This is a genomic window from Brevundimonas sp. NPDC046655, from assembly GCF_044901625.1.
Lineage (GTDB): Bacteria > Pseudomonadota > Alphaproteobacteria > Caulobacterales > Caulobacteraceae > Brevundimonas.
The window spans coordinates 427,440-453,143 of record NZ_JBJDPV010000001.1 but is presented as its reverse complement, the minus strand read 5'-3'; the positions used below and the strand labels follow the sequence as shown (position 1 = coordinate 453,143).

At 67.7% G+C, this 25,704-nt stretch carries 21 protein-coding genes; 6 read left to right on the top strand and 15 right to left on the bottom strand.

Features of this window, described 5'->3' with window-relative positions; translation table 11 throughout:
• Positions 1-5: 5 nt before the first annotated feature.
• On the top strand, positions 6-1,226 hold the full coding sequence (locus tag ACI2KI_RS02165) for an acetyl-CoA acetyltransferase (protein WP_404617345.1): 1,221 nt from the start codon (positions 6-8) through the stop codon (positions 1,224-1,226).
• 21 nt (positions 1,227-1,247) lie between these two features.
• Here the strand turns inward: ACI2KI_RS02165 and ACI2KI_RS02160 are convergent, their stop codons facing one another.
• The 10 genes from ACI2KI_RS02160 to ACI2KI_RS02115 all read right to left on the bottom strand — a co-directional run bounded on the left by ACI2KI_RS02160 (position 1,248) and on the right by ACI2KI_RS02115 (position 13,403).
• Entirely contained in the window at positions 1,248-1,733 is a 486-nt protein-coding gene (locus tag ACI2KI_RS02160) for a PaaI family thioesterase (protein WP_404617343.1), read from the bottom strand.
• On the bottom strand, positions 1,730-2,677 hold the full coding sequence (locus tag ACI2KI_RS02155; protein ID WP_404617341.1) for an NAD(P)H-dependent flavin oxidoreductase: 948 nt from the start codon (positions 2,675-2,677) through the stop codon (positions 1,730-1,732). The genes ACI2KI_RS02160 and ACI2KI_RS02155 overlap by 4 nt, the downstream gene beginning before the upstream one ends.
• Positions 2,674-4,401, bottom strand: a complete 1,728-nt coding sequence (locus ACI2KI_RS02150) for a class I adenylate-forming enzyme family protein (RefSeq protein WP_404617339.1) — start codon at positions 4,399-4,401, stop codon at positions 2,674-2,676. Before ACI2KI_RS02150 ends, ACI2KI_RS02155 begins: the two co-directional genes overlap by 4 nt.
• A 37-nt stretch (positions 4,402-4,438) precedes the next feature.
• Positions 4,439-5,917: a class I adenylate-forming enzyme family protein gene (locus tag ACI2KI_RS02145; RefSeq protein WP_404617337.1), complete on the bottom strand. Its 1,479-nt coding sequence runs from the start codon at positions 5,915-5,917 to the stop codon at positions 4,439-4,441.
• Positions 5,914-7,143 (bottom strand): thiolase family protein, encoded by a 1,230-nt coding sequence (locus ACI2KI_RS02140; protein WP_404617335.1) that lies wholly within the window; start codon positions 7,141-7,143, stop codon positions 5,914-5,916. Before ACI2KI_RS02140 ends, ACI2KI_RS02145 begins: the two co-directional genes overlap by 4 nt.
• The gene (locus ACI2KI_RS02135) at positions 7,140-8,822 is read right to left on the bottom strand and encodes an aldehyde dehydrogenase family protein (RefSeq protein ID WP_404617333.1); all 1,683 of its coding nucleotides are present in this window, start codon (positions 8,820-8,822) and stop codon (positions 7,140-7,142) included. The genes ACI2KI_RS02140 and ACI2KI_RS02135 overlap by 4 nt, the downstream gene beginning before the upstream one ends.
• Positions 8,819-9,970: an acyl-CoA thiolase gene (locus tag ACI2KI_RS02130; protein ID WP_404617331.1), complete on the bottom strand. Its 1,152-nt coding sequence runs from the start codon at positions 9,968-9,970 to the stop codon at positions 8,819-8,821. Before ACI2KI_RS02130 ends, ACI2KI_RS02135 begins: the two co-directional genes overlap by 4 nt.
• Positions 9,971-9,974: 4 nt before the next feature.
• Entirely contained in the window at positions 9,975-11,435 is a 1,461-nt protein-coding gene (locus ACI2KI_RS02125) for a carotenoid oxygenase family protein (protein WP_404617329.1), read from the bottom strand.
• A 91-nt stretch (positions 11,436-11,526) separates the two neighbouring features.
• On the bottom strand, positions 11,527-12,426 hold the full coding sequence (locus ACI2KI_RS02120) for an SDR family NAD(P)-dependent oxidoreductase (RefSeq protein ID WP_404617327.1): 900 nt from the start codon (positions 12,424-12,426) through the stop codon (positions 11,527-11,529).
• Positions 12,423-13,403, bottom strand: a complete 981-nt coding sequence (locus ACI2KI_RS02115; RefSeq protein ID WP_404617325.1) for a DUF1295 domain-containing protein — start codon at positions 13,401-13,403, stop codon at positions 12,423-12,425. The genes ACI2KI_RS02120 and ACI2KI_RS02115 overlap by 4 nt, the downstream gene beginning before the upstream one ends.
• Positions 13,404-13,524: 121 nt before the next feature.
• Here ACI2KI_RS02115 and ACI2KI_RS02110 point away from each other — a divergent pair, with 121 nt between their 5' ends.
• Positions 13,525-15,735, top strand: coding sequence for a TonB-dependent receptor (locus tag ACI2KI_RS02110; protein WP_404617323.1), 2,211 nt, complete (start codon positions 13,525-13,527; stop codon positions 15,733-15,735).
• Positions 15,736-15,756: 21 nt separating this feature from the next.
• Here ACI2KI_RS02110 and ACI2KI_RS02105 read toward each other — a convergent pair whose 3' ends face one another.
• The 4 genes from ACI2KI_RS02105 to ACI2KI_RS02090 all read right to left on the bottom strand — a co-directional run bounded on the left by ACI2KI_RS02105 (position 15,757) and on the right by ACI2KI_RS02090 (position 20,416).
• A complete protein-coding gene (locus tag ACI2KI_RS02105) occupies positions 15,757-16,743 on the bottom strand; it encodes a winged helix-turn-helix transcriptional regulator (RefSeq protein ID WP_404617321.1) in 987 nt (328 codons plus the stop codon).
• Between the two features lie 551 nt (positions 16,744-17,294).
• The gene (locus ACI2KI_RS02100; protein WP_404617319.1) at positions 17,295-18,233 is read right to left on the bottom strand and encodes an SAM-dependent methyltransferase; all 939 of its coding nucleotides are present in this window, start codon (positions 18,231-18,233) and stop codon (positions 17,295-17,297) included.
• A gap of 57 nt (positions 18,234-18,290) precedes the next feature.
• Positions 18,291-19,094 (bottom strand): DUF1365 domain-containing protein, encoded by an 804-nt coding sequence (locus tag ACI2KI_RS02095; RefSeq protein WP_404617317.1) that lies wholly within the window; start codon positions 19,092-19,094, stop codon positions 18,291-18,293.
• Positions 19,091-20,416: an NAD(P)/FAD-dependent oxidoreductase gene (locus ACI2KI_RS02090; RefSeq protein ID WP_404617315.1), complete on the bottom strand. Its 1,326-nt coding sequence runs from the start codon at positions 20,414-20,416 to the stop codon at positions 19,091-19,093. Before ACI2KI_RS02090 ends, ACI2KI_RS02095 begins: the two co-directional genes overlap by 4 nt.
• A 75-nt stretch (positions 20,417-20,491) precedes the next feature.
• Between ACI2KI_RS02090 and ACI2KI_RS02085 the strand changes: the two genes are divergently transcribed.
• From ACI2KI_RS02085 to ACI2KI_RS02075, 3 genes are read left to right on the top strand one after another with little or no spacing between them, the layout of a single operon-like run.
• Positions 20,492-21,157 (top strand): sigma-70 family RNA polymerase sigma factor, encoded by a 666-nt coding sequence (locus ACI2KI_RS02085; RefSeq protein ID WP_404617313.1) that lies wholly within the window; start codon positions 20,492-20,494, stop codon positions 21,155-21,157.
• Positions 21,154-21,792 (top strand): ChrR family anti-sigma-E factor, encoded by a 639-nt coding sequence (locus ACI2KI_RS02080; protein ID WP_404617311.1) that lies wholly within the window; start codon positions 21,154-21,156, stop codon positions 21,790-21,792. The genes ACI2KI_RS02085 and ACI2KI_RS02080 overlap by 4 nt, the downstream gene beginning before the upstream one ends.
• Positions 21,789-22,592, top strand: a complete 804-nt coding sequence (locus ACI2KI_RS02075; protein WP_404617309.1) for a DUF1295 domain-containing protein — start codon at positions 21,789-21,791, stop codon at positions 22,590-22,592. The genes ACI2KI_RS02080 and ACI2KI_RS02075 overlap by 4 nt, the downstream gene beginning before the upstream one ends.
• Here the strand turns inward: ACI2KI_RS02075 and ACI2KI_RS02070 are convergent.
• A complete protein-coding gene (locus ACI2KI_RS02070) occupies positions 22,589-22,996 on the bottom strand; it encodes a DUF2177 family protein (RefSeq protein WP_404617307.1) in 408 nt (135 codons plus the stop codon). The two genes, ACI2KI_RS02075 and ACI2KI_RS02070, sit on opposite strands and share 4 nt — an antisense overlap.
• Positions 22,997-23,453: 457 nt before the next feature.
• Here ACI2KI_RS02070 and ACI2KI_RS02065 point away from each other — a divergent pair, with 457 nt between their 5' ends.
• Complete coding sequence (locus tag ACI2KI_RS02065) at positions 23,454-25,670, top strand: TonB-dependent hemoglobin/transferrin/lactoferrin family receptor (protein ID WP_404617305.1); 2,217 nt, start codon at positions 23,454-23,456, stop codon at positions 25,668-25,670.
• The last annotated feature ends 34 nt before the right edge of the window (positions 25,671-25,704 follow it).

The following is a 25,704-nucleotide window of genomic DNA, read 5'->3' as shown; positions in this document are numbered from 1 at the left end:
ATCCGATGGTCTATATCCTGGGCGGTTGGCAGTCCGACTTCAAACGCAACTGGGCCCGCGAAGGGCTGGAGATCGGCGACGGTTTCGCCGAGGCCCTGCACGGCGGTCTCGACGCCGTGGGCATGGCGCCGGGCGAGATCGAGGTCGGCCATGTCGGCAACTTCGTCGGCGACCTGTTCTCGGGACAGGGGCAACTGGGCGGCTTCTTCGCCATGGCCGAGCCGGCCTTCGACGGACTGCCGACCTCGCGGCACGAAGCGGCCTGCGCCTCGGGCAGCATCGCCCTGCTGGCGGCGATGGCGGACATCGAGTCCGGCCGCTATGGAACCACCGCCGTCCTGGGGCTGGAGATGATGCGCAACGTGCCGGGCGAGACGGGCGCGGCCTATCTGGGGGCCGCCGCCTGGGTCGGGCATGAGTATCAGGGTGCGCGCTATGTCTGGCCGCGCGCCTTTTCAGAACTGACCGACGAATACGACCGCCGCTACGGCATCGACGAGGCGCATCTGCGCCGCATCTCCCAGATCAACTTCGCCAACGCCCGGCTGAACCCGAACGCCCAGACGCGCGACTATGTCTTCAACGACGCCAACTTTGCGGCCGATGACGAGGCTAATCCGGTGATCGAGGGGCGGGTGCGCAAGAGCGACTGCGGCCAGGTGACGGACGGGGCGGCCATGGTGGTCCTGGCCTCGGCCGAACGAGCGGCGGACTATGCCCGGCGACGCGGCGTGCCGCTGGAATCCCTGCCGCGCATCAAGGGCTGGGGCCATCGGTCGGGACCGATCAGCTATCAGCGCAAGGTCGAGGCCAGCGCCGGGGCGAACTACGTCTTCCCGCAGGTCAAGCGCGCCATCGACGAGGCGCGGGCGCGGGCGGGCATTTCGCTGGACGGGATCGACGCGGTGGAGACGCACGACTGCTTCGCCATGACCGAGTACATGGCTATCGACCACCTGGGTCTGACCGCGCCGGGCGAGAGCTGGAAGGCCATCGAGGCAGGGGACATCGAGATCGGCGGACGCCTGCCGATCAACCCGTCGGGCGGGCTGATCGGCTGCGGCCATCCGGTCGGTGCGACCGGGGTGCGGATGGCGCTGGACGCCTTCCGCCAGACGACGGGGATGGCGGGCGACGGTCAGGTCGAGGGGGCGCGTAACGTCCAGACCCTGAACATCGGCGGCTCGACCACCACGACGGTCAGCCTGGTGATCGGTCGCGACTGAAGCTTCAGGCCTCGGGGCGGCTCAGCCGTCATGACGCCGGACGCGGATGGCGATGGCGGCGGAGCCGTGGGCGATGGTCAGGCCGTCGGGCGTCGCGACCGTGACCTCGGCCACCACCTTGCGCGGGTCGGCATAGACCGCGCGGCCCTCGGCGATCAGCCGTCCGCAGCCGATGGGGGCGGCGTTGAGGAAGCGCATCGACAGGTCGGTGGACAGCAGGAATTCGCCCGGCTTAAGCAGGGTCATGGCCGCCCCGCCGCCGACGATATCGACCAAAGCCGCCGTCACCCCGCCATGGACCAGGCCGACGAAGTTGGAGTGGCCGGGGTCGATGGCGCACTCGACCCGCATGAAGCCTTCAGCCGCCTCGACCGGACGGGCGGCCAGACGGTTGACGAAGCCGCCCGGCCAGACCGTTTCGATCCACCGCCGCGCCAGCTCCAGCCCGCTCTGCGTCGGGTCGAGGGCGAAGGCGGGCGGCTGGATCATCTGGGGCGACGCTGTCATGCGGCGGCGCTTCGGGGCGCGGTCAGCCCGGCGAAGCGGGCGGCGGCGGTGCGGTATTCCGCCTCCAACCGGTCCACCACGACGGCGGTGGGCTCGACGGCACCGATCTTTTGCAGGCCCTGACCGGCGGCCCAGATGTCGCGCCAGCGCTTGTGCGCGGCGTCGCCGGAATAGTCGCGGGTGATGGGACCGCCCAGGGCGTCCGGGTCCATGCCCGCCGCGCGCAGGCTGGGCTTGAGCCATGAGGCCGGGGTGCCGGTGATGGCCGAGGAGACGATCAGGTCGTCGGGGCCGCAGTCCACGATCATCTGCTTGTAGGGATCCTGCGCCCGGCTCTCTGCGGCGGCCAGGAAACGGGTGCCCATATAGACCATGTCGGCGCCTGCCGCGATCGCGCCTGCCACGCCCGCCCCGTCGGCGATGCCGCCGCCGATGGTCAGCCAGCCGTCGAAGAACTCGCGCACCGCCGAGACGAAGGCGAAGGGCGACAGATGGCCTGTGTGGCCGCCCGCGCCGGCGCTGATGCAGGCCAGGCCGTCGACGCCCGCCTCCGCCGCCTTCTTGGCCAGGGCCATGTTGACCACATCGGCGAAGACCAGACCGCCATAGGCCTTGACCGTCTCCATCACCGGCTTGGGCGAGCCCAGGGCGGTGATGACGATGGGCGGCTTGTACTGGGCCACCAGGGCCAGATCCTCGGCCAGACGGGCGTTGGTCGAATGGGTGATCAGGTTGGCGACCCAGGGGCCGTCGCCGGGCGACAGGGCGTCGGTGATCTGGCCCATCCAGGCGTCCAGATCGGCGACCGTGCGGCAGTTGGGCGTGGGAAAGGCGCCGCCGACGCCCGCCTTGCAGGCGGCGATGACCAGCTCCGGCCCGCTGACAAGGAACATGGGCGCGGCGATCACGGGCAGGCGCATCGGGTGGGGGAAGGCGGTGGTCATGCGGATTTCAGCTGTCCGGATTGGTCGCCCAGGGACTGGCGCAGTTCACGCTTCAGCACCTTGCCGACGGGGTTGCGCGGCAGGATGTCGATGACCTCCAGCCGCTCGATCTGCTTGTAGACGGCCACGTGCTTGTCGCCGGTCAGGAAGCGGTTGATGTCGCCCAGGTCGGCGCTCTGACCGGGCTTGAAGACGACGAAGGCGCACAGGCGCTCGCCCAGGTTCGGGTCGGGCGCGCCGACCACGGCGGCGTCGGCCACCGCCGGGTGGCCGATCAGATGGCCCTCGATCTCCTCGGACGAGATGTTCATCCCGCCGCGGATGATGACGTCCTTCAGACGCCCGACGAAGCGGTAGAATTGCAGCCGGTCGCCGGCCAGTTCGAACAGGTCGCCGGTGCGGAACCAGCCGTCGCCGTCAAAGGCGCGGGCGTTGATCTCGGGCGCGCGCCAATAGCCGGAGAAGACCGTCGCGCCCTTGACCCGCAGCTCGCCGGGAAGGCCCGGCTCGGTGATCTCCTGCTCGGTCTCGGGATCGACCAGACGGGTGAAGATGCGGTCGTGCAGCAGGGCCTTCCATTCAAAGCCCTCGCCCAGACGCGGGAACAGGACGGCGCGTTCGGCGGCGTCGGGCACGTCCTTCTGGGCGCTGGGGAAGGAGGCGCCTTCGTTGGAGCCGAAATAGTTGACGATCTGGACGCCGTATTTCTCGTGGAAGGTGCGGACCATCCATTCCGACAGGGGCGCCGAGCCCGAGCCGATGGCGCGCAGCCGACCGAAGTCCACGCCCTCCAGCAGGGCCTCGTTCTGAAGCAGCAAGTTCAGGATGGCGGGCGGGGCGACGGTGTAGTCGATCTTCTCGTCGCGGACCTGTTGCAGGAAGATCTGCAGGTCGAACGGCTGATGCTGCACCAGCACCCCGCCCAGCAGGAGCCAGGAGACGAAACTGGTCGAGATGCCCGCCATGTTCACCATGGGGAAGGGGTTCAGCAGGACCGCGCCGGGCTTCAGGTCGGCGGCGTCGGTGACGCCGGCGCCCATGATGATCCATTCGTTGTGGCTGCGCGGCACGCCCTTGGGCTCGGCCTCGGTGCCCGAGGTCCAGCAGATAGTGACGATGTCGTCGGCGCAGATGTTCGCCACGCGGGCGGCGGCGCGACCGGCCTCGATCTCGGCATCATCCAGCCTCGCGGCGCGGGCGTCTAGGTCGATGCTTCCGTCGGGCGCATCGCCGCCGACGACCAGGACGGTGTTCAGGGCCGCGGCGCCCGTCTGGACCGCCAGCATCATCTCGGCGTGGGCGTGCTTGCCGATGCGGGCGGCGGTGACGACGGCCTTGGCGTCGGTCTTGCGGAGAATATAGGCCAGTTCGTGCTCGCGGTACTGGACCGGAGCAGGGGTGACGATGGCGCCCAGCCGGATGCAGGCCAGATAGATCAGGCCTAGTTCGATGACGTTGGGCAACTGCACCGCCACCACGTCGTCGCGGCCGACCCCGGTTGCGTGCAGGACAGCGACATAGCGCGCCACCCTGTCCTCGACCTGGGCCCAGGTCAGGCGGGCCGGTGCGCCGCCCATGATGGCCTCGCGGTTGATCGGATCGACCACGGATTCGGCGTCGGGCATAGCGGCGACATGGCGGCGGAACAGATCGTCCAGCGTCTCCTCGCCCCACCAGCCCCTGGCCTTGAAATCGTGGATGCGCTCCTCCGGCACGACGATCATGTCGGTCTTCTCCCTGGTTTTCTTTTGCGTCTTCCGGTCATTGAGGCGCCGGATAGATCAGTGACTTCACATCGCCGCGCACCACCTTGCCCACCGGATTGCGGGGCAGGGCGGCGACGACGTGAAGGGTCTTGGGGGTGCGCACCGGGCCGACCGTCTCGCGCACGAAGGCGGTCAGGGCCTCGGGCGTCACCGAAGAGTCGTCCAGGGCCGCGACGGCCTCCAGCCGCTCGCCCCAGACAGGGTCGGCCACGCCGAAGGCGCAGGCCTCGCGCACGGCCGGGTGGGCGGTCAGCGCGGCTTCGACCTCGCCGGGATAGATGTTGTAGCCGCCGCTGATGATCAGTTCCTTCGAGCGGCCCAACAGGAAGAGATAGCCGTCGGCGTCCAGCCGCCCGATGTCGCCGGTCTTCAGCCAGCCCTCGTGGCGGGCGGCGTCGGTCTGCTCCGGGTCGTCCAGATAGACGGTGGCGGCCAGCTCGCCGCGCACCAGGATCTCGCCCTCCGCTTCGCCCGTGCAGACCTCGCCGTCGGCGCCCAGCAGGGCGACCGGCGTGTCCGGGAACAGGCGTCCGACCGAGGTTCGCAGTTCGGGCCGGGCCATCTCGGCGGGCGACAGGCCGGCGATGGTCATGGGCGCTTCGGTCTGGCCGTAAAGGGTCGAGAGCACCGGCCCAAAGCGTGCCACGGCCTCGGCGATCCGCGCGGGCGGCATGGGGGCGGCGGAATAGGTCAGATGACGCAGGTGGGCGAAGTCGCCCGGAGCAAAACGGCCTTCCTCCATCAGCAGATAGATCAGGGTCGGCGGCATGAAGACGGCGGTGATCCGGCTCTTCAGCTCGCGCAGGATGGCCTCGCGCTCGGGCTTGTCCAGCAGGACATGGGCCCCGCCCGCCGACAGCACCGGCAGGATGTAGTGCGAGGCCCCGTGCGTCAGCGGCGCGACGGCCAGGTTCACATCGTCGGGGCCGAAGCCATAGAAGCTCTGTAGCGAGCGCAGCGCCGCCGCTCCGCTGCGCACGCTTTGCAACACCCCCTTGGGCACGCCGGTCGAGCCGCCGGTGAACTTCAGGGCGAAGGGGCGTTCGGGATCGTCGGAAATCGGGGGCAGGGTCGCCGCATCGGCTGAGGCCGGGCGCCAGTCGTCGAGCGCCAGCGGACGGGCCGTCTCGCCCATGGCCTCGGCGGAAGCCGCGTCGTGCAGGGTCAGGCGCAGACCGGCGCGCTGCTGGAACAGGCTGTTCAGGCGCGGGCCGTTGCGCGGGTTCAGCGGCGTCCAGACCGCTCCGGCGCGCAGGATGGCCAGGTAGGCGACGACATGGTCGGCACTGTTGGCGGCGCACAGGCCGACGCGGTCGCCGGGTCTGACATCGCGCGCGATCAGGTCGGCGGCGGCAGCCTCGACCCGGTTGATCAACTCGCCGTGGCTGAGGACGCGGTCGCCTTCGAACAAAGCGGGACGGTCGCGCTTGGCGGGCAGGTTGTCGTAGAGGGCGAGGATCGGGTGCCGGATCATGCCGCCGGGCGCTCCAGAATGGTGACGACGGTGGCCGCCTCCTCGACGCCGAGGAAACCGCCGCCGTTCTCGGCGGCTGCGATGCGGGCGCCCGCGACCTGACGGTCGCCGGCCTCGTCGCGCAGGTGCTGGATCAGTTCATACAGCTGGCCGATGCCGGTGGCGCCGACCGGATGCCCCTTGGCCACCAGACCGCCGGACGGGTTGACCGGGGTGCGGCCGCCCAGGGCGAAATCGCCCGCTTTGAGGCGCGACCCGACCTCGCCGGGCATGGCCAGGCCCAGGTTCTCGATCTGCTGCAGTTCGGCATAGCTGGTGGCGTCGTGAACCTCGGCCAGATCCACGGCCTTCGGTTCCAGACCGGCCTGTTCATAGGCGGCGCGGGCGGCGCGGCGGCCGATATGGTTGGCGTAGTCGTGGGGCGCGCGGTCGGTGGCGCTGACTAGGGCGCAGCCGCGCACCCGCACGGCGCGGGCGGCGGCGCCCAGCCGCGCCAGCCCCTTGGCCGAACAGACCACCATGGCCGCCGCGCCGTCGCTGACCGGAGCGCACATGGCGCGGGTGAAGGGGAAGACGATGGGCTTGTCGGCCATCACCTGATCGACCGCCATCGGCGTGCGGTATTGCGACTTTGGGTTGAAGGCGGCGGCAGTGTGGTTCTTGGCCGCGAGGCGGGCGAAGTCTTCCTGCGTCGTGCCGAAGCGGGCCATGTGGGCGCGGGCCTGGGCGGCGTAGAGGTCCATGAACAGGCTGCGGCCTTCGCCCGGCGCTTCACCGCCCATGGCGGCGATATAGGCCAGCACGCCCTCGCGGTCGTGGATGTCGGTCCCGCCCATGAAGGCGGCGGCGACGCGCTCGGGTCGGTCGGGCCAGACCATCTTCTCGGCCCCGACGATCAGGGCGACGTCGCCCGCGCCCGCGCGCAGCCACTGGATCGCCTGATGCAGGGCCGTCGAGCCCGAGGCGCAGGCGTTCTCGACGTTGACCACGGAAATGCCGGTCAGGCCCAGCGGGCGCAGGGCGATCTGGCCTCGCACCGTGTTCTGGCCCTCCAGCATGGGCTGGCGGGTGTTGGAGAACCAGGCGGCCTCGATGTCGCCGACCTGCGCGCCCGCGTCGGCCAGGGCGCCGCGCACGGCCTCGGCGGTCAGGCTCTTGACCGTGTCGGCGGGGCGCTTGCCCAGGGCGGTCATCGACACGCCGGCGATGAAGACCGGCGTCGTCATGCGGTCGGACGACGACGCTGGACGATGCGGAATCGCGCGGCGACGAAGGCCAGATCGGCCAGACAGGCGTTGCCCGCCGGGTTCAGTCCGCTGACGTGATAGTCGCTGTAGGCGGCGGCGAAGTTGATCCACATCGCCCCGGTCAGGTTGATCGTCAGATTGGCACCAGCCTGCTCATAGAGCGGCGTCGAGCGGTCGATGAAGGCCTCGTCCGTCGAATAGAGATAGGACGAGATCGAGCCCTTGGTGCGGGCCAGATGCGTCGCCTCCGCCACGGCGGCTTCGGCCTCCATCGTCACCACGAACAGGACCGGGCCGAAATGCTCCTCGGCGTAGAGGTCGGGCGCGGAGCCATCGACGCCCAGTACCAGCGGCGTCAGGGTGCGCGCCTGGGGGAACTGCGGGTGGGCGTACGGCGCGGCTTCGCGCAGGACGCGGACGCCAGGACGCCGCTCGACGGCCCCGCGCACGTCGGCCACGGCCTTGAGGCTGACCTCGCCCTGGACAGCGCCCATGATGCCGGCGGCCATGGCCGGGTCTTCGGCGATGGCGTCGATCTGGGCGACCAGAGCGGCGGCGAAGACCTCGGCCAGAGCGGGGGCGACATAGACCACCTGCGGACTGGTGCACATCTGGGCCGAGAACAGGCTGGCGGCGCGGGCCACGGCGCGTGCGGCGGCGTCCAGATCGGCGACGGATTCGACCACCAAGGTGTTGACGCCCGCCGTCTCGGTGAACAGCAGCTTGCCCGTCACCGTCCGTTCCAGATGGCCGCCGTAGCGGGGACTGCCGGTGAAATCGACGATCTGGACGGCGGGATGATCGACCAGAACCTGGGCTACCGGCTCGGCCAGGGTGTCGACGGCCAGAGTGATCAGGTTGGCATCGAAGCCGAAGTCGGCCAGCACCCGACGGCATTCGCGCGCCACGATGGCCATGGGCAGGACGGCGATGGGGTGGGGCTTGAGGATGACCGGATTGCCGGTGGCCAGACTGGCGAACAAGGCCGGATAGGCGTTCCAGGTCGGGAAGCTGGCGCAGCAGATGACCAGGCCGATCCCGCGCGGGACCAGGACATAGGTCTTGTCCAGGCTGACGGCCTCGCCAGCGAAGTCGCGTTCGTAACGGGCGCTGCGGGTCACGTCGCGCATGGCCTTGGCGGCGTAGGCCAGAGCCTCCAGGCCCCGATCCAGGGCGTTGGGGCCCGAGCCGCTGAAAGCCTGGGTATAGCTCTGACCCGCGACGTGCATGACGGCCTGGGCCATTTCGAAGTTGGCGTCGTAGAGGCGCATCGCCATCTCGGCGCACAGGGCCAGACGCAGTTCCGGATCGGCGGCGCGCCAGTCGGGCCAGGCGGCTTGGGACGCTTCGATCAGGGCCTCGGGATCGCAGCGCGGATAGGTGATCCCCAGCGCCTCGCCGGTGAAGGGCGAGACCTCAGCGCCGACGCGGTCGATCACGCCGGGCAGATCCAGGTCGAAGGGACGATTGAGCTGGGCCTCGAACGCGGCCTTGCCCGCGACGGGCTTGTCCGGGCCGTGGATCTTGGTCGAGGGCGAGTCCTTGAACGGCGACCAGGCGGCGCGGGCTGACACAGCCTTGATCGCGACCTCGATCAGGGCGGCGTGGCGTTCGATGAGGGCGCGGCGGGCCGCGGCGGGCGGGAAGGGCGCGTTCATGCTCGGCCCGTCCGCTCGATGATCATGGCCGAGCCGACGCCTTGCGCGCCCGCCGCCACGACCAGACCGTAGCGGCCTTCGCAGGCGTCCAGCGCATCGAGCAGGGACGACAGCAGAATGGCCCCGGTGGCGCCCATCGGGTGCCCCTTGGCCAGGTGGCTGCCGCCGACATTGACCTTGTCGCTCAGCGTCGGGTGTTCCCGCATGAATTTGGCGATGGTGACGGCGAAGGCCTCCATGAACTCGATCCGGTCCATATCGGCCAGGGTCAGCCCGGCCTGGTCGAGCACCCGGTCCATGGCCGTGAAGCCGGCGGTCAGGGAGGCGGCGGGATCGCCCCCGGCCTCGGCCCAGGCGAGGATGCGGGCGCGGGCGCCTTCGGCCTGGCTGGAGATCAGGGCCAGTCCGGCGCCGTCGCTCATCGGCGGGGCGTGCGACACGGTGTGGCGGTGGTCGATGACCCGTCCCTCCAGCGCCTCGGCGTAGGGCGCGGCCAGGGCGGCGAAGGCGGGGGGCAGCGACGCGAGGCTCTCGCTGCTGGTCTTCGGACGCGCCGCTTCCTCGTGCGACAGGCCGTTCAGCGGAATGCGCGAGGCGGTCAGGGGCGTGCCCTCGGCGAAGGCGGTGCGCTGCTGCGAGGTCAGGGCGGCGGCGTCCATCTCGGCGCGCGTGACGCCGATGTCCTCGGCCAGACGGTCGGCGGCGACGGCGACGGGGAGGTAGCGGGTGCGCGGCGGGAAGCTGGCGTCCTCATAGTAGTCGGCCTTGTCGCCCATGAAGGGGACGCGCGACATCATCTCGACCCCGCCGGCGAGGGCCGAACCCACGGCGCCGGTCTGGACGAGCGCCGCCGCCTGACCCACGGCGGTCAGGCCAGAGACGCAGTAGTTGTTCAGGGCGAAGGCGAAGGCGGCGTCGTCCAGACCCGCGTGCAGCTTGCTGACCAGGGCGACATTCGCCCCCTGGGCGCCGACCTGTCCGACGCAGCCCAGGATCAGGGCCCCGGCGGCGCGGGGCGCATGGCCGCGCGTCTGCATGGCGTCGATCAGGCCCGTGACCAGTTCGTGCGGCTTCAGGGCGGCCAGCCCGCCGTCGGGGCGGGCCTTGCCGCGCGGGGTGCGGACGGCGTCGTGGATATAGGCGCTCATCGGCCTATCCCTTCGCCATCTGGTCGCCGCGCGCCCAGGTGCCGTGGAAGCCGGCAGGCACTCGGACAGGCAACATGACGCGCGCCACCGGCCCGGCCTCGAAGTTCTGGGCGTCGATCACCTGGACCTCGGACTGGCCCGTGTTTTCGTCGGTGACGAAGGCGATGACGTAACCGTCGTCCTCGGCCCGTGCGTCGATACGCGGAGCGAAGGCGGGTTCGGAGCCGAACATCTGCGGCTCGTAGTCATAGGTCCGCGCGGCGCCCGTGGTCAGGTCATACTTGATCAGACCCTTGAAGCGCTGAAGCTCTGTCTTCGACATGGCGACGTGATAGGACCACTGGGTCGGCTGGGCGGAATAGTCGAGGTTGACGACCGGGAACTCGCCGATGCGGTCGTCCAGCTGGCGCTTCTTCACCTCGCCGGTGCGCATGTTCATCCGCCATTCGACGGGCACGGCGTTCAGCGCCAGCACGTTCACCATGGCCGCATAGGGGCCATAGGCGGGGTTCAGCGGATAGCCGTTGGGCGTCATCATGCAGGCGGTCATGACGACCTCGTCGCCGTCCTCCCAGCTGTTGACCACGTGATAGATGTAACAGCTGTCCGTCTCGAACCAGCGGATCTGGTCGCCTCGACCCCGGCGCGGCACGACGCCGAAGCGGGCGGGCTGGTCGGCGAAGTGGATGTTCCATTGGCTGTTCCGCAGGCCCGCCTCGGTGAAGACCACCGGCAGGTCGTGCAGGATGACGTAGTTCTCGGTCAGGCCCATGTCATGCGGCAGGCGAGGACCCGGCAACTCGACGCGCTCGAAGTGGGTCAGTTCGTTATTGGCGCTGACCGTGCCGAAGGTCATCCACGGCTCGTAGAGCGAATAGTCGAAGAAGACGAACTCGCCGGAGCGCGGATCGACCTTGGAGTGGGCCGAGACATGGCGCGGCAGCTTGCCGCCGAAGGTCTCGACGCCGATGGTCTTCAGGGTGCGCGCATCCACCCGAACCGGATGGCCTGAAATGTACCACAGGGCCATCAGCGAGCCATTGTGCAGCACCACGTCGGTGTTGGCCGTGTCCTTGTAAACCTTGTCGCCACGCGTCGATGCGGGGTTGGCCCGCGTTGAAGGCAGCATGACCCCGCCCGCGCCGCAGCCGCCGTTCAGGTCGGCCACATGGTCCGCCGAGCGCACGAAGCGATTGCGGTACTCGGCCTTGCCGTTCTCGAAATAGACGGCGTGCAGCATGCCGTCGCCGTCGAACCAGTGGTGCATCCCTTCCGGCGCCTGGGCCGGGTTCGGGCCGTTGCGATAGAAGCAGCCGTAGAGGTCTTTCGGGATCTCGCCGATCACCTCCAGATTCAGCGCGGTCGTCTCCTTCGCCACGGGTTCATAGGCCCCCTGGAGATAGGGGTTCAGCGTGTTCAACGGGCTGAGCGGTCCGGTTTCGATCCGGCGGGCGTCGTCGGCCATGACGGCTGTTCCTTCCCTGTTCGTGAGCGAGATCGCGCCTCGCTCATCCTTGTCTGCTGCGACCATGAGCGGTTAGGTCGCTTAACGCAAGTCACTTTGACGGCGTCGGCGACAGCGTCGCGGCCATCAGCTGATCAAAGGCGGCATTGCCGTCTGTGAAGGTCTGCCAGCCGTGCAGATTCATCAGGGCGGCGACGTGGGCGGACAGATCGTCGGGGCCGAAGTGGGCGTCGAAGGACAGGCCCGGGCCCTCGACGCGCGCGGCGGGCCGCACCCGTCCGGCGCCCGCCACCAGGGTCTCGCCGTTCAAGGGACAGTCGGGCGACATAAGCCAAGAGGCGACGGGGGCGACCCGCTCTGGGGCCATGCGGGCGGCGCTGTCGGCGTCCAGATAGTCGGCGGTCATGCCGGTGGCGGCATAGGGGGCGATGGCGTTGCTGGCCACGCCGTGCGACGCGCCTTCCAGGGCGATGACCCGCATCAGGCCTATCAGCGCCGCCTTGGACGAGGAGTAGGCGGCCATGCCGTGGACGCCGTGCAGGCCCGCCGCCGAGGTCGACATCAGGATGCGGCCCGCCCCCTGAGCGCGCAGATGGCGATAGACGGGCAGGGTGGGGGTCAGGGCGCCGAAGAAATTGACCTCGAACACCTGACGGAAAGCGTCGGTGCTCTGCTTGTGCAGTGTCCTGGCCTCGGGCGCGCCGGCGTTGTTCAGCAGGCCATCGACGCGACCGAAGGCGTCCAGAGCGACGGCTAGCAACCGCTCGCCGGAATCGGCCTCCTCGACGGCCAGGGGCGCGGCGACGGCGCGACCGCCCAGGGCGAGAATCTCGGCCACGACCGCCTCGGCCGAGCCGGGCGCGTCGGCCGGGCGGGCGCGGGTGTTGACTACCACGGCGGCCCCCCGCCGGGCCAGGTCCAGAGCATAAGCCCGCCCGAGGCCGCGCCCGGCGCCGGTGACGATGACAACCCGATCCTGAAGCGCGCTCATGCGTCTGCGCCTTCGGTCTTGGCGGCGGCCTTCGGGCGCGGCCAGGGCAGGAAGCGGGGGGTGCGGGCGCAATAGGCGGCCCAGGCCTCGGGTCGGGTGCGGGCCATGTGCTGCTCCTTGAACGGCGCGGCCGAGGCGTAGCCCATGAACCAGCCGGTATAGAGGGGGGCGAAGATCGTGACCCAGCCCCACGGATGCGCCAGGGCCAACACGAACCAGCCCGCCCACATGACGCTCTCGCCCAGATAGTTGGGGTGACGCACGAAGGCCCAGGCGCCCGTGTCCAGCAGGCCGCCGCGGTTCGCGGGCGCGCGCTTGAAGGCCGCCAGCTGGCGATCCGCCGTGCTCTGCAACAGGAAGCCGGCCAGCCAGACGAGGACGCCCAGGGCCAGCAGCGCGGTCGGACGCGGGGTCGGCGCCGTCAGGATGAAGGCGAAAGGCGCGCACCACAGCCAGACGGTCACGCCTTGCAGCAGATGGACCTGGAAGCCGCTCCACCACAGCCAGCTGGGGCCGAAGCTCTTTCGCCAATGGGCGTAGGGCTGGCGCTCGGCGTGGATGTTGTGGCCCCAGGTCTGGACCGCCAGCCGGATCGACCAGACGCCGAGGCTGACCAGGAAGAGGCCGCTGAACAGGTCCAGCGGCAGGCCGGATAGGGCGAAGGCCGCGCCCGCCGCCGCCAGCGGGGCCAGCGGATAGGCCACGTCCATTAGGCCGTGATTGCGCTTCAAAGTGCCCGCCAGCCATCCCAGAGCGACGACCGACAGGATCGCGCCGCCGCTGGCGAGCCAGATGAACAAGGTTTCACGCAGCAGGGACGGGGGCGCTGTGAAGGCCGCGCTAAACGCCGCCAGGGGCGCGGCCATCATGACGTAATGCCATGCTTTCCCGCGTGTTTTCGGCGGCATGACGAACAGCCAGATCGCCACGAGGGCGACCCAGGCCAGGGCGGCCAATATCCATCCGTCCGGTCTCATGGGGTCGGCTCCGTTCATGACTTGCATAAAAAGACTTGCAAACACGGTTCGCTAGCGCAAGCTTCATTTCGACCACGGGAGCATCCGATCAACGGAGCCAGGGGGGTCGAGGGAGCAAAAGATGAGGAAGACCGCATTCAGCGCGTCGGTCGCGACGCTGCTGCTGGCCACAGGCATGGCCGTACCCGCCATGGCGCAGACCACGCCGACCACGCCGACCGAGGGCGCCGTCACGCTGGGTGACGTCGTCGTCACGGCACAGCGTCGCGAACAGAGCCTTCAGGACGTGCCGATCGCCGTCACCGCCTTCAACGCCGAGACGCTGGAGCGCACGGCGGCGACGGGCATTCAGGACGTGGCGGGCAAGGCGCCGGGCGTGACCCTGACCCAGTTCAACATCGGCGAGCCGCAGATCTTCATCCGCGGCGTCGGCACCACCAGCGATTCCGCCGCCAGCGATCCGTCCATCGGCGTGTCGATCGACGAAGTCTCCATCGGCCGCGCGGGCGCCAGCTCCCTGGCCTTCCTGGATGTCGAGCGGGTCGAGATCCTGCGTGGGCCGCAGGGCACCCTCTATGGCCGCAACGCCTCGGGCGGGGCGCTCAACGTCTATACGAAGAAGCCGCGTTTCGAGAACTCGGCCCAGTTCACCGGTCGTCTCGGCAGCTTCGAAGAGCGCGGCGTCGAGGCTGTGCTGAACCGCCAGCTGGGCGAGGACACCGCCGGTCGTCTGGCCCTGCGCTGGAACCAGAACGACGGCTACGCCGAGAATGTGCCGACCGGCCGGGGCCTGGAGGGCGGCGAACAGTTCGGCCTGCGCGCCCAGGTGCTGCACAACGCCGGCGACTGGAGCTTCCTGGGCGGGGTCGACTACTCCAAGGACGACATGCAGGGTCACGCCCGCGTTCCGGTCCTGGCCTCCTCAACGCCGCCGGCGTTTGCGACGCTGGTGAACAACTTGCGCGCCGGTCTGAGCGTGCGGCAGAGCTTCTCTTCGGCGGACAATTATCAGAAGCGGGAAAACTGGGGCCTGACCGGGCGCGCCCAGTGGTCGGGCGCCGAGCATTTCGACGTCATCTCCCTGACCTCCTATCGCGACAACGACTACAGCTGGCGCGACAATCTGGGCGGACTGCCGTTCCCGGGCTTCCCCCTGTCGGTCGATGACCGCGCCAGCGAGGCGGCCAGGCAGATCAGCCAGGAATTCCGCCTGACCTCCAAGTCCGGTTCTTCGATCGACTGGGTCGCCGGCGTCTACATGTTCCGCGAAGAGGTGGAGCGGTCGGAGCGGTTCGTGGTGCAGACGGCGCTGCCGATCGCACCGCCTTCGTTTGGGGGCGACACGACCTTCAATCAGGACGCCACCAACTCCAGCTACGCCGTTTTCGGCCAGGCCACGATCCCCTTCGCCAATATCTGGGAGCTGACCGCCGGCGCGCGCTGGACGCATGACGAGCGCGAAGTGCATCAGGTCGCCCTGGACAACGAGAACGGCGCCAACGCCCCTCCCGGCATTCCGCTGGGGCCGACGGGCTCGCCCTATAACGTCAAGGCCGCCGCCACCTTCGAGGAGCCGACCTGGAAGCTGGCCCTGGCGGTCGAGCCGATCGACAATATGCGGTTCTACGTCAGCTATGATCGCGGCTATAAGGCCGGCGCCTTCCCCAGCGCCGCCCAGACCGGCGCCCAGGCGACCAAGCCGCTGCGTTCCGAACTGCTCGACAACTACGAGATCGGGGCCAAGACGACGCTGGCGGGCGGGCGGCTGCGCCTCAACGCGGCGGCCTTCATGCTCGATTACACCGACCTGCAGGTCTATGAACTGTTGGGCCTGACCCTGGTCACGTCCAACGCCGAGGCCGAGGTGCGCGGCTTCGAGGTCGAGACGGCGCTGGCGGTGAACCACAACATCACCATCGGCGGCTCCTATACTCAGCTGGACGCCGAATACACGTCCAACGCCGTGTCGGGCGCCCTGGCCCTGCCGTACAAGGGCAACCGTCTGCCTCGCTCGCCGGAAAGCCAGTTCACCCTCTACGCCGACGGTCAGTGGGACGCATTCGGCGGCACGCTCTCGGCGCGAGCCGACTATCAGTGGACGGATGACTTCTACTTCGACCCGTCGAACGCACCTGAGGTGCTGGTGCCTTCCTACGGCCTGATCAGCGCCTTCGCCTCATGGGAAGCGCCGAGCGGCCTGAAGGTCTCGGTTTACGGCAAGAACCTCGGCGACGAGGAATATCAGCAGCACATCATCAAGAACGCGAGCATCGGCTTCAGCGTCTTCGGCGCGCCGCGCTTCTTCGGCGTGGCGGTCAGCAAGACCTTCTGACGGTCCTTCCTGTCCTCAAAACTATCGCCCGTCCGGCTTCGCGTCGGCGGGCGATTTTTCTTTGCCTGACGCCCCGGTCGCGGCTTCGAGCTCCCAGCGGATGCGACGCGGGTCCAACGGTTCGCCGCTGTCCAGATCGCAGACCACGGGCGTGATCGCCTCGCCGCTGGCGCGGTCCACCAGGGTTAGGGGGGCTTCGTCGGGTTCGATCAACCATCTCTGGCTCCAGCCGTGCATGGCCAGGACGATGGGGTAGAGGGCCAGCCCCGCCTCGGTCAGCCGGTATTCGAAACGCACGGGTGCGGTCTGATAGGGACGCTTTTCCAGCACGCCTTGCAGCACCAGACGGTTCAGCCGGTCGGCGAGGATGTTGGTCGCCACGCCCAGGGCGGCATGGATTTCGTCAAAGCGACGCAGGCGGAAATAGGCCGCCGACAGCACCGCCCAACTCCAGTAGTCGCCCATGATCTCGGTCGAGCGATCGATGATCGGACGATCCGTTTCGATCGGCGCGGATCGCCGGCGGCGCGAGGTCGGAGGAGGGATGATGACGAGGCCTGGACCAGGTTTCCAGTCGACCTTGTCGGGTTTGACCTCGACACCGTGCGCGCGCGTAAGAACGGCGGGGTTCAGCCGACGACCCGTCTCGCGGTCGAAAAAGGCGATGGCGTAGCGTTCCTGAAGCGGGGACTGTGCCCAGACCTTCTCCCATTGGCCCTGCACCACGGCAACGCCGAACATGTCGAGGCCCATCTCGGTCAGGCGGTATTCCGTCCGCGTGCCCGTCGCGATCTGTTCCTGACTGAGCAGGCCGGCCGCGACCAGCTTCTGCAGCCGGTCGGTCAGCACGCTGCGGGGCGTCCCGAGGCGTTCGCGCCATACGCCGAAGCGCCGCACGCCATAGAAGGCCTCGCGCAGGATTAACTGCGTCCAGGCGTCGCCCGTGATGGCGAAGGCGCGCGCCACGGGATTGCCCATGATCAGGGATCGGATGTCGGGTTCAGTCAAATCTCTATCTGGCCCCATAGGCGTTTGTGGTCGTGTCGTAGATACGACCTGTTCCGCTTGTGTTGGCAGACCTATCCATCCCTCACATTGCCGTCAAACAGCGAGCGCAACGGTATGCGAAGGGCCGCTTGCAAAAGCGCCATTCACGCTTTGTCTCAATCCGTTGGTGGGAGTGGCGGCAGTGAATAGCCCGCCCAAAGCCAAGCTGCTGCGCTGTTTGAATGGCTGCGCAGCGGGGCATCGAGCTAGTTGCATGGAGTGTTGCAACACTATCGAACTGGCGTTCTCTTCGCATAATATATCTTAGGCGATAAATCGTTATAGCGACGCTTGGCAGCGAACTGTAACTGATCGCAGACTCTGCGAACCGCGCCTTGATATGCCGGCGCGCTGCCGCAGATATCGCCGTCGGGAGCATGACGATGGGCCTTCCCGGAACGGCCAGCAGTGGGCGTCGTTCCATGTCAGTGTGGCCGAGCGTCTGCCCCTGCATAGCGGGTCCATCAGCGATCTGGAACCGGAACGGCGCTAGATCGCGGGGATCTACGAGATCAAAAACCTCTCTCATGCTCAGAACGGCGGCCGCCTTGCCTGCGGCGAGGGTTGAAGGCGAAACCGTGACGGATTTGCCCATGGTTACGATCGGCTTCGGGCAGATGAGCCTGCCCCTCAACCGGGGGCTGGTGGCAGTGATCGGCCAGAAAGGGTCTGGCAAGTCCGCGCTCGCGGAGGTTATCGCGGCGACGGCGGGCAGCTGGTCGGATATCGGCGCGTTCGGCCAGCCCCGCCTCGAACAGACGACGGCGTGCATAGTCGTGCTGTTCGCGCGAGATAGTGACGCCGGTGACCATGGCTCCGATCTCTCGCGCCGCGAACTCGGCGAACCCGCCCCAGCCGCAGCCGATCTCCAGCACGCGATGACCCGGCCGCAGGTCCATCATCCGCGCCAGAGAAGCATACTTGGCGCGCTGGGCGTCCTGAAGCCCCTGCCCCGCCGTTTCGAACCGCGCCGAGGAATAGGTCATCGAGGGATCCAGCCAGGCTCCGTAGAAGGCGTTGCCAAGGTCGTAGTGGGCGTGGATGTTGCGTCGTGACCCGCGCCGGCTGTTGCGGTTCAACCGATGCCCGACCCAGTGGACCAGGTTCATCAGTGGATTGCCGTCGAACAGACGACGGATCTGTTCGTAGTTGTTGACCAGGGTTTCTAGCAGGAGAGCCAGATCCGGCGTGTCCCACTCGCCCGCCATATAGCCCTCTGCAAAGCCTATATCCCCGCTCTTCAGCACGCGTGCGGCGAAGCGAGGATCGCGGATGTTGAGGATGGCGGCCTTGCCAGGTGTCTGACCGGTCAACTGATGACGGCGGCCATCGGGCAGGACCAAGGTAAGACGCCCCCAGGTCCAGTTGGCGGACAGAAGCCGCAGAAGCAGGCTGAAGACCGGAGACACGGCCCGCCCATCGTTCTGATCGCCGCAATAGGTTGTCGTCATGACGTCAGGCGCCCTTCGCAAGAGAGGCGGGCGATCGTGGCCCGGTGTTTACAGGGGTCAACGCGCGAGACGGCTTTCACGCGCTCTGTGCTGGATCGTCACAGGATCGCGGGCTGGCGGCGGTTGGCGGGTCAGACGCACGCCCTTGATCCAGAGCTTCAGCGCCTCCCAGTGAATTGCGGCCATGACCTTGAGGGTCATCAGGGGCAGGGCCAGGACGGCCGCCCCCAAAGTCTGGTCGTCCAGCGGCCGGCGTTCGGCGGACATGGCGGCGGTGATCAACACGCCCTCGGCGTCCACGCCGTCGATTGTCAGGTCCAAATGGGCGCCGGGCGCATGACCGCGAAAGGCGTAGTCCATCTCCATTCCCATGAAGGGCGAAACATAGAGAGCCTTGGCCGCGCCCTGTCGGATCAAGCCGGCCGCCTGATCCTCGCGCGGCACGGGAATGACGTAGGCGTGTCGCACGCCGAAGGTGCTGGTCACCTCATAGACCATGGCCGCCAGCCGGCCGTCGGGGTGATGACAATAGTAGAGACTGATCGGATTGAAGACGTAGCCCAGCACCCGCGGCATGGTCAGCAGGCGAATCGGGCCGTCGCCAATGTCGATCCCCGCACGAACGAGAAAGTCCTCGATCTGCGGGCGCAGCGGCGCGCCCGAGCCGTCGCCGTGGTCCCGGTCGTGGACGGACAGCAGATTGAAACGATTGCGCGAGAAAAAGCGCATCCGCCGGTCCAGCTCGTCGATCTCCGTCAGATCGAGCAGCAGCCAGAAGACGCGATAGTGCAATCGATGCGCCCTGGGGCGCAGCCGCCGGTGCATGACCGCGCCACGATAGAGGGCCGAGCCCTGGGTCACGCCGCCTTCTCCATCGCGCAGGCGGCGGCCGTCGACAGATGGATGCGCCCGCTCTCGTTCTCGACCGACCAGGGGCGCCGAACGCCGCCCAGTTGCTCCGCCACGGCCAGGCCTGCCTGCAGGCCGTCCTCATGGAAGCCTGCGCCGAAGTGAGCACCGCAGAACCACACGCCCCCCTGCCCCTGCAGGCTCCACAGCTGCTTCTGGGCCTGGATGGCGGCTGGGCTAAAGATCGGATGTTCGTAAAGTTCGCTGCGCAACAGGGTATCGGGCTTGGGCGGACGCGGAGGGTTCAGTGTAACGAACAAGTCCTGGCCCGGCAGGCCCTGAAGCTTGTTCATCCAATAGGTGACGCACAGGCCCTCCTCGGCCCCGATATAGTTCCAACTGGCCCAGGCCCGGCGACGTTGCGGCATCAGGCCGGCGTCCGTATGCAGCACGGCCAGGTTGCGGCTGTAGCGGAAGGCGCCCAGCACCTGCTTTTCCCGCGCGGTCGGCTCGGCCAGCATGGCCAGGGCCTGATCGGCATGGGCGCCGATCAGGACATGATCGAAGCGCTCGACCCGGTCCTGGCTGTCGTGGACCATGACGCCCTGATCCGTGCGGCGCACCGCCGTCACGCCATGATTCAGCCGCACGTCGCCGATCTCGCGCGCCAGACGCTCGACATAGACGCGGCTGCCGCCCTCGACGGTGCGCCACGACGGGCGCCCGACCAGCTTTAGCAGACCGTGGTTGCCGCAGAACCGGATGAAGGCCTCGGCTGGATAGTCCATCAGGGTATGGGCTGGCGAGGACCAGATCGCCGCCGCCATCGGCAGCAGGTGATCATCGCGGAAAGCCTCGCTGAAGCCCTCGCGCTTCAGGTACTCGCCCAGCGTCAGGTTGGGATCGGTCAAGCCGCCCAGGTCGATCGGGGCCTCGCGATAAAAGCGCAAAATCTCGCCTAGCATGGACCAGAAGCGCGGCCGCAGGAGATTGCGGCGCTGGGCGAACAGGCCGGGCGCCGCATATTCGAACCGGCCGTCGTCCAGCGACACGGCGAAGGACATATCCGTCTTGCTGGTCGGGACTTCCAGATGAGCGAAAAGGGCGATCAGATTGGGATAGGTGGCGTCGTTGAAGCAGATGAAGCCCGTATCCACCGCCGTCTCTCCGGTCGCGGTCCCGGCGATCACGGTATTGGAATGGCCTCCGAGGCGATCCGCCTTTTCGTAGAGCGTCACCGTGTGACGCTGCGACAGAAGCCAGGCCGAAGACAGGGCTGCAATGCCCGACCCGACCACGGCGATCTTCAGCGGGCGATCGAAGGAATGCGGCATGACGGCTCCGAAACACGCCTGCCGTGGCTTTGCAGGCTGACCGGATTACGCACCCAGGTCGCGATCGGATTACGAATGATCCAGACTTTTTCCCGAAGCGTATTAGACTCCATGCATGTCGAGGCCGCCTCATTCACACCTTCAACCAGGACCTCGCGCGGCATGACCGCCGACGGCCCCACGCCGGACGCCTTTGCGCACGACCGCTTGATCGAGGCGGTTGCCTTACGGCGTGATCGGGAGGCCTTTGCCGAGCTGTTCAGCTATTACGCACCCCGCCTGAAGGCCTGGCTGATCAAGTCGGGCGCCAGTGCAGCCGCGGCCGAAGATTTCGCCCAGGACGCCATGCTGACGGTCTGGCGCAAAGCTGATCTGTTCGACGCCCGCAAGGCTCGGGCCGCGACATGGATCTTCACTATCGCCCGTAACCGCCGGCTCGATATGCTGCGTCGCGACGCCCGCCCTCTACCCGCTCCGGAGATCGACTTCTCCGACGCCGGGGTGCAGCGCCCGGACGACATCCTGTCCGCCTCCCAGGACGCCGAACGCATCCGAAGCGCCTTGTCCCGTCTCAAACCTGATCAGGTCGAGGTATTGCGCCTCGCCTTCTTCATGGACAGTCCCCATTCCGAAATCGCCCGGCGGCTCGACCTGCCTCTGGGCACGGTTAAATCCCGCATCCGCAACGCCATGAGCAAGCTCCGCCTGATCCTCGAACCATCCGAGGAAGCCACCCGATGAACCCCAGTCGCAATCCCTCTGAGGAACGCCTTCTCGCCTTTGCCGCCGGAACGCTCAGTCCGCCCGAGGCTGTCGTCGTCGCCGCCCACCTGGCCCTGCGCCCGGCCAACGACGCCTGGGTGCGCCGACTTCAGGCGGTCGGCGGCGAGTTTCTGGCGGAGACCGCACCGAGCGCACTGTCCGACGACGCTCTCTCGAGGGCCATGGCGCTCATCGAGACCGACGCCGGCGAGGTCAGGGTTCCCACGCCGCTGAACGACATGCCCGAACTGCCCGAGCCGCTGCGGCGCTACGCGCTCGGCCCCTGGCGCTGGATCGGTCCGGGCATCCGGGTCCGCGACGTCCACGCGCCGCGCGACGGCGCCTGCCGGGTCATCCTGCTGAAGATCGATCCCGGCCGCGAGACGCCGCGTCACACGCACGGCGGCGTTGAGCTGACCTGCGTCATCTCGGGCGCCTACGCCACAGAGACCGAACGGTTCGACGTCGGCGATCTGGAAGAAGCCGACGATGACGTCATGCACCAGCCTCGCGTGGTGTCGGACACTCCCTGCCTTTGCGTCGTCGCCCTGGACGGCGAGATCCAATTGGACGGCTGGCTGGGCCGTCTGATGCAGCCTTTCGTACGACTGTGATCTCATTGCTGGCGCTCTGGGGCACGGCGACGCTCTTTCTCGCCGTCGTCATGAGCGCGGCCTGGGTGGTTCAGCGCCGCACCGGACAAGGAGGTTGGGCCGACGCCTTCTGGTCCTTCGGCTTGGGGCTGGCCGGCGTCGGCGTCGCCCTGTTCCCGCTGGATGGGTCGTCCCCATCCGCGCGGCAATGGCTGGTGGCCGTTCTGATTGGATTGTGGGGTCTGCGGCTTGGTCTTCACATCGCCCATCGGGCCGCGCGCGAAGCCGAGGACCCACGCTACGCTCGGCTGCGTATGGAATGGGGCCAAGGCTTCCAGGCGAAGATGTTCGGCTTTTTGATGCTTCAGGCCGGCGCCGCCGCTTTTCTGGCGCTAAGCGTGCTGGCGGCGGCGCGCAATCCAACGCCGGGACTGACGTTGCAGGACGGCGCGGCCGCCTTGCTGTTCGTATCAGCCCTGATCGGGGAAGCCGTCGCCGATCGACAACTCGCCGCCTTCAAAGCCGATCCCGCCCACAGGGGACAAGTCTGTGATACCGGTCTGTGGGCCTGGTCGAGGCATCCCAACTACTTCTTCGAATGGCTGGGGTGGTGCGCCTGGCCCGTATTCGCGATCAGTTTCAGCAGCCCCTGGCCGTGGGGTTGGCTGGCCCTGACCGGTCCGGCCTACATCTACTGGCTGCTGAACCATGTGTCGGGCGTTCCCTTGCTGGAGGCCCATATGCGCCGGTCGCGCCCCGAGGCCTTCGCCGCCTACGCCGCGCGCACCAGCCGCTTTCTCATTCGCCCGCCGAAGCGCTAGATGGCGCGCAGCAGCCGCATGGCGAGCGCGCACGCCGTCGCCGACGAACCGGCGCTGACGCAAACGCCCCAGGCCATGTCGATCAGCGACAGCTTCAGGCTCCAGGTCTTCAAAGTGGCCAGATTGGTCAGGTCATAGGTCCCGTAGGCGAAGAGGCCGAACAACCCGCCCCACAACAGCGCCTTCTTCCACCCTCCGTCCGCCAGTCCCGGCAGTACGGCGAACACCGTGAGTCCGGCAGCGTAGAGGGCGTAAAAGGCGACAGCGGGCGCCAGTCTGAAGTTCTCCGCCAGCATCGAGCCGATCAGCGGGCGGTAAAGCCGGTCACCCATGCTTCCCAGCCAGGCCGTGTCGATCACGGCGAAAACAACCAGGGTCAGAAGGTAGGCGATTGCTATGTTCATGGCGTAATCCTGTCGGCATTCTCGCGAAATACGTTCGCTACGATCGAACGGATCGTTCGCCGTTTCAGATGGCAGATATGCGCCATGTGTGGATATGCCATCGCCGTCGGTGACCGGGCCTTCACCCCGCCCAATACCGCAAGGCATCGACGATGATCTGGAAGGCGCGCAGCTTCTGCCTGCGGCTTGCCGTCCCGCCCTGATCCACGTCGGCATCGGAGCACGGCTAACGCGGATGTGAACCTGATGGAGGCTTCACCTGCGTGACGTTCGAGGGACGGCCCCCACGCTGCGCAGCCGGGCCTACGCATCGCGGACATGGCGGTCGGTCGCCCAAGTCGCCCTCAACCGCATCGGTCCGGGGCGTCGAGCTGAGTCTCATCTGCAGAATTATTGCGGTTGATTCTGATAATCGTTCGCAGTAATTGCGCAGCCCTCTCCAACCGGGGCTGTAACCATGCGCTCGTTTCTGATGTTCTCCGCCGGGTTGACCGCCCTTTCGACCGCCGCCTTCCCCGCCATGGCGGAAGAGGTCGTCGACCTTCAGAAGGCTGTGCCGGTCGCGCCTGTCACGGTTGTCGGGACCCGCACCCAGCGTCGGATGGACGATGTACCGGCCAGCGTCAGCGTCATCACGGCTGAGACCATCGAGAATAATCTGGTCACCGACATCAAGGACCTGATCCGGTTCGAGCCGGGCGTCAGCGTCCCGACCAGTCCAGCCCGCTTCTCGGCCGCCCTGTCCGGCGCCGGTCGCGACGGGAATTCAGGCTTCACCATTCGCGGGATGGGCGGCAACCGCGTGCTGATCATTCAGGACGGCGTGCGCGTTCCGGACGGCTTCGCCTTCGGCGCCCAGGCGGTCGGTCGCGGCGGTTATAACGACCTGGACCTGGTAAAGTCGGTCGAGATTCTGCGTGGCCCCGCCTCAGCCCTCTATGGCTCGGACGGCATCGCCGGTGCGGTCAGCTTTACCTCCAAGGATCCGGCCGACTTCATCGCCACTGGCGAGAACTTCGGCGCCCGCGCCCGCGTCGGCTACAACTCGGCCGACGACGGCTGGACCGAGGGTCTGGCCTTGGCGGGCCGCACAGGTTCGCTCTCCGGCCTGCTGGCCTACACGCGCCGCGACGCCCATGAGACCGAAAACATGGCCGAGGTCGGCGGTACGGGCGCGGCGCGCACCCAGCCCAACCCGCAGGAATTCGCCTCGAACGCCATCCTGGGCAAGCTGGTCTGGGACGCCAACCCCAACCACACCGTCCGCTTGACTTATGATCACTTCGATCAGGAGATGGATGGCGAGGCGCTGAGCAGCTATTCAGCCACCGTCATCGGCCTGACTGCTCACGACGAGACCCAGCGCGACCGCGTCAGCGTCGATTGGCACTTCAACGACGTCTTCGGCCTGGATGACGGCTCGGTCGCCGCCTACTGGCAGGACGCCACGACGCGTCAGTTCACCTACGAGGACCGCACACCAGCGGTTGACCGCACCCGCGACGTCACCTTCGACAACAGCGTCTGGGGTCTGGCGGCGCAGGGGTCCAAGACCTTCGGCGGCGAGACGATCCAGCACCGCGTCACCGTCGGCGGCGACTGGTCGCGCACCACTCAGGAAGGCATCCGCGACGGCACGGTGCCGCCGATGGGCGAGCCCTTCCCCGCCCGCCCCTTCCCCAAGACGGAATATGATCTGGCCGGCCTGTTCATTCAGGACGAGATCGAGCTGCTGGGCGGCCGCCTCAGCATCATCCCGGCGCTGCGCTACGACTGGTATGAACTTACGCCCAAGGCCGACGCCCTGTTCCCCGCCCCTTCAGCTGGTCAGAGCGACAGCCACCTGTCGCCCAAGATCGGCGCCATCTACTGGGTCGACGACCACTTCAGCGTCTTCGCCAACTACGCCCAGGGCTTCAAGGCGCCCTCGCCGATGCAGGTAAACAACTTCTTCGCCAACCCGGTCTTCGGTTACGAGTCCATCCCGAACCCGGATCTGACGCCGGAAACCAGCGAGAGCATCGAAGGCGGCTTCCGCTTCCGCAACCTCGACATGTTCGGGGGCAACATGTCGCTGTCGACCACGGCCTTCCACACCAACTACGACGACTTCATCAATCAGATCGTCGTGCGCGGGACGGGCGTGCCGGGCGTCGATCCGTTGATCTACCAATACGTCAACCTGACCGAAGTGAAGATCTGGGGTCTGGAAACGCGCGGCGCCATTCGCTGGGACAACGGCTTCTCGGCCATCGTCGCCGCCTCCTTCGCCGACGGCGATCAGGAGACGGACGGCGCCAGGGGAAAGCTGACCAGCATCGACCCGGTCAAGGTGGTCGGCGGCCTGAACTACGCCGCGCCCTCGGGCGTCTGGGGCGGTTCGGCCACCGTCACCTGGTCGGGCAAGAAGGACCGCGCCGGCTGCGGCGGCGGCAACTGCTGGCAGGGCGAGGAATTCGCCATACTCGACCTGACCGCCTTCTGGAACGTGACCGAGAAGGCCACCCTGCGCGCCGGCGTCTTCAACGTCTTCGACGAAAGCTACGCCTGGTGGAGCGACGTGCGCGGCCTGTCGCGCAGCGGCACGCTCACGGCCCCGACCGACCCGGCCACCCTGCCCGCCTTCACCCAGCCGGGCCGCAACTTCGGCATCTCGCTGAACGTCCGCTACTGAGACCCGGGCTCCGAAAATGCGAACGAACGTCACC

Bases quoted from the DNA above. Each gene is read 5' to 3' on its own strand.
- ACI2KI_RS02135 (WP_404617333.1), bottom strand. From the start codon at position 8,822: ATGAACGCGCCCTTCCCGCCCGCCGCGGCCCGCCGCGCCCTCATCGAA.
- ACI2KI_RS02080 (WP_404617311.1), top strand. From the start codon at position 21,154: ATGAACCCCAGTCGCAATCCCTCTGAGGAACGCCTTCTCGCCTTTGCC.
- ACI2KI_RS02145 (WP_404617337.1), bottom strand. From the start codon at position 5,917: ATGATCCGGCACCCGATCCTCGCCCTCTACGACAACCTGCCCGCCAAG.
- ACI2KI_RS02115 (WP_404617325.1), bottom strand. From the start codon at position 13,403: ATGAGACCGGACGGATGGATATTGGCCGCCCTGGCCTGGGTCGCCCTC.
- ACI2KI_RS02120 (WP_404617327.1), bottom strand. From the start codon at position 12,426: ATGAGCGCGCTTCAGGATCGGGTTGTCATCGTCACCGGCGCCGGGCGC.
- ACI2KI_RS02065 (WP_404617305.1), top strand. From the start codon at position 23,454: ATGCGCTCGTTTCTGATGTTCTCCGCCGGGTTGACCGCCCTTTCGACC.
- ACI2KI_RS02155 (WP_404617341.1), bottom strand. From the start codon at position 2,677: ATGACCACCGCCTTCCCCCACCCGATGCGCCTGCCCGTGATCGCCGCG.
- ACI2KI_RS02100 (WP_404617319.1), bottom strand. From the start codon at position 18,233: ATGACGACAACCTATTGCGGCGATCAGAACGATGGGCGGGCCGTGTCT.
- ACI2KI_RS02160 (WP_404617343.1), bottom strand. From the start codon at position 1,733: ATGACAGCGTCGCCCCAGATGATCCAGCCGCCCGCCTTCGCCCTCGAC.
- ACI2KI_RS02125 (WP_404617329.1), bottom strand. From the start codon at position 11,435: ATGGCCGACGACGCCCGCCGGATCGAAACCGGACCGCTCAGCCCGTTG.
- ACI2KI_RS02085 (WP_404617313.1), top strand. From the start codon at position 20,492: ATGATCCAGACTTTTTCCCGAAGCGTATTAGACTCCATGCATGTCGAG.
- ACI2KI_RS02070 (WP_404617307.1), bottom strand. From the start codon at position 22,996: ATGAACATAGCAATCGCCTACCTTCTGACCCTGGTTGTTTTCGCCGTG.
- ACI2KI_RS02150 (WP_404617339.1), bottom strand. From the start codon at position 4,401: ATGATCGTCGTGCCGGAGGAGCGCATCCACGATTTCAAGGCCAGGGGC.
- ACI2KI_RS02130 (WP_404617331.1), bottom strand. From the start codon at position 9,970: ATGAGCGCCTATATCCACGACGCCGTCCGCACCCCGCGCGGCAAGGCC.
- ACI2KI_RS02090 (WP_404617315.1), bottom strand. From the start codon at position 20,416: ATGCCGCATTCCTTCGATCGCCCGCTGAAGATCGCCGTGGTCGGGTCG.
- ACI2KI_RS02110 (WP_404617323.1), top strand. From the start codon at position 13,525: ATGAGGAAGACCGCATTCAGCGCGTCGGTCGCGACGCTGCTGCTGGCC.
- ACI2KI_RS02140 (WP_404617335.1), bottom strand. From the start codon at position 7,143: ATGACGACGCCGGTCTTCATCGCCGGCGTGTCGATGACCGCCCTGGGC.
- ACI2KI_RS02165 (WP_404617345.1), top strand. From the start codon at position 6: ATGGTCTATATCCTGGGCGGTTGGCAGTCCGACTTCAAACGCAACTGG.